Annotated in this window: 3 protein-coding genes and 1 pseudogene; all 4 read left to right on the forward strand. The window is 39.4% G+C overall.

Annotated features, from left to right (window positions below):
• On the forward strand, nucleotides 1-687 hold a 687-nt coding region (locus tag RQ763_RS11525; protein WP_314153134.1), incomplete at its 5' end, for an ATP-dependent helicase.
• Nucleotides 684-1,505 (forward strand): tRNA pseudouridine(55) synthase TruB, encoded by an 822-nt coding sequence (gene truB, locus RQ763_RS11530; protein WP_314153135.1) that lies wholly within the window; start codon nucleotides 684-686, stop codon nucleotides 1,503-1,505. The genes RQ763_RS11525 and truB, both read left to right, overlap by 4 nt.
• Nucleotides 1,499-1,729 (forward strand): carbon storage regulator CsrA, encoded by a 231-nt coding sequence (gene csrA, locus RQ763_RS11535; RefSeq protein ID WP_294929801.1) that lies wholly within the window; start codon nucleotides 1,499-1,501, stop codon nucleotides 1,727-1,729. Before truB ends, csrA begins: the two co-directional genes overlap by 7 nt.
• Before the next feature lie 11 nt (nucleotides 1,730-1,740).
• Nucleotides 1,741-2,010 (forward strand): annotated as a pseudogene (locus RQ763_RS11540) (4-(cytidine 5'-diphospho)-2-C-methyl-D-erythritol kinase); the annotation flags it as partial.

Raw genomic sequence — 2,010 nt, forward strand, 5'->3', positions numbered from 1 at the left:
AAGTTTGTAAAAGATATTCAAGCGGTAGCCAAGTCGGTAACGGAATCGACGTATGACTTTATAGATGTTTTGGAAGAGACTTTTCATCTCAAAGATATATATAAGGGTATGCCTGATGAAGCGGAGAGAGTTTTAAATATGGATGAGTTTTACGGTCTCTTTAGAGATTTTGTGAAGAACTCACCGGACTCTTCACTTGATGAGTTTTTAAATGAGCTCACACTTCAGAGCGAACAAGACCAAGTCGAGGGCGAGAGCATCTACATGATGAGTATCCACGCCTCAAAAGGCTTGGAGTTTGACCACATATTTATCATCGGATTGGAAGAGGGCTTTTTGCCGCTTGTGGGTGATGGCAGCGACCTTGAAGAGGAGAGACGCCTTGGATATGTCTCTTTTACAAGAGCGAAAGAGACACTTACTCTCTCTCATGTAGAGAGCAGGTTTTACAAAGGAAGAAGAAGCGATTTGCAAAAGAGCAGATTTTTTAATGAAGCGGGACTTTGTGAAGGTTCACTGATAGTTGAGAAAAATACCGCTTTTAAGAAGGGCGATCTCGTCAGGCATAAAATCTTCGGTACCGGCAGAATAACCGGTGTAAGCAAATCCGGAAGAGAGTTTAAGCTAAACATCAATTTTGCCGGCACAAAAAGAGATATATTGGCATCATTTGTTGAAAGACTATGAATAGGCTCTTTGTCGCATATAAGCCAACGGGAGCGAGTTCAAATTTCTTTTTAACAAGCTTGAAAAGAAGGTATAAAACGAAAAAAGCAGGCTTTTCGGGAACTCTTGACCCGTTTGCGAAGGGTGTGCTTCTTATAGGAATGGGATCGTATACAAAACTTTTTCGTTTTTTAAATAAAACTCCAAAAGTTTATCGTGCTACTCTTTGGCTCGGTGCAAAATCAGACTCTTTGGATACGGAGCTGATTGAGCATGTGGAGATTTTAAAAGAGTTTGAAGAGGCTGAAATCTCAGATGTCATTGCATCTTTGGAGGGCAAGCTTGAGTATGAACCTCCGATATTTAGCGCAAAACGCATAGATGGACAACGAGCGTATGATTTGGCAAGAGCGGGAAAAGAGTTTACGCTCAATAAAATCAGTTCTACGATTTATAAAACAAAACTCATAAGTTACTGCCATCCATTTGTTACATTTGAGGCAACCGTATCAGAGGGGACTTACATCCGCTCACTGGGTCTTATTATAGCAAAGAGACTCGGTGTGGAGCTTGGAAGCCTTAGCGCCTTAGAGAGACTGAGTGAGGGGCAGTTTAGATATAATGACGAAGAGCTGCTTGATATTAAAAAATCTCTTAATATCCATGAGAATTTTTACCATGGTGATAAAGACAATCTAAGATATGGAAGAGTTCTTGCTTTAGATGATTTAGAGATAAAAGAAGATGGATACTATTGGCTTGATGGCGGCAGTTTCATCTCTGTTATAAATATAGCGAATGCAGAAGTAAATTATGAATTAGGTAGGATTGAATGCTAGTACTATCCAGAAAAACGGACGAGGCGATTGTTATCGGAGACGATATTGTACTTAAAATCATCTCCATAGATAAAGGTGTCGTAAAGATAGGCATCGATGCTCCTAAAAATATCTCCATAGTCAGACAAGAGCTTCTTGATGATGTCAAAGATGCCAACATAGCATCTTCTAAAGAGACGAAACTAGATGATTTAACCATGCTTAGTGCCATACTTAAAAAATAAGAGAGAGCCCAATGAAGCTTTATAAGGCTTACGCAAAGGTAAATATATTTTTAAAAATTATCGGCAAACGCGGAAACTACCATGAGATTATCTCAAGATTTATGAGAGTTGACTCTCTTTATGATGAACTCTCATTTGCCCCCAAACAAAAGAGCGGAGAGTTTGAAATAGTAGGCGAGTTTTCATGCGATACTAAGCAAAATACGATATATAAAGCATACAGGGCTCTTCTTGAAGCCCTGGATGAAGAGTACGGCGTATCTCTAAAAAATCTGATGAAC

This window comes from Sulfurimonas sp. (assembly GCF_032250635.1).
GTDB lineage: Bacteria > Campylobacterota > Campylobacteria > Campylobacterales > Sulfurimonadaceae > Sulfurimonas.